We start from the raw sequence: 732 nt of genomic DNA on the forward strand, positions 1-732 counted from the left end.
CGTTTCAGCCTTATCAAATTCAAGCATGTTCAGATAATCTTGCTTCGTATTTAAATGCCCTGGATAATCTATCATCTACCGACTCCTAAACAAAATACCGTGGATGACTACAACCGCGCGCTCCTATTTTGTCATCCTTGAAACCACGAGAATACTGACCATTGCGATAAAAGGGACCACTATAGAAACCTTGTTGCCAACTCCCTCCTCCTATCAATACATTCATGGAACTTTTAATACTTCCCCCACTTATAGAAGTTTGTGCAGGAAACGTTTCTGACAAATATTGCCAAACATAACCGCAACCATCCTCACATCCAATATGAGAGATCATACGACGATTTCCCGTATCCTTATAGCCTCCTGTTTTTTTGGGGGTAGGAGCTTTATTGCCTGCTATACTTGTTTTTTCATTACTTCCATAAAGGGCAGAGATAAATTCCTTATCACTCAATAAAGACTTCTTTACACGCATCATATCTGTGGCATGCTCTGTATAGCTACGGCTCGTCGTGATCGGAACATTATAGGATGAGCGGGTATTTTCACCCGTTCCTGACTGGAGATAAATATCAACCCAAATATCTGTGGAGGGGTCATAGACCATCCCCTCAGGCGAACTATGCGGACGGTGATTCAAACACCAAACTGAATTGGGTAATATATCCCCTGCTTGATACCCCGATAACGGATGATCTATTATAACACCAACATCCGCACAAAGCGTATGAA

1 protein-coding gene is annotated in these 732 nt (G+C 41.9%); it reads right to left on the reverse strand.

Annotation, left to right across the window (positions count from 1 at the left end):
* Positions 1 to 85: 85 nt before the first annotated feature.
* On the reverse strand, positions 86 to 732 hold a 647-nt coding region (locus ACFIM1_RS09400; protein WP_375609860.1), incomplete at its 5' end, for a hypothetical protein.

Source organism: Bartonella sp. AC158YNML, assembly GCF_042196725.1.
Lineage (GTDB): Bacteria > Pseudomonadota > Alphaproteobacteria > Rhizobiales > Rhizobiaceae > Bartonella.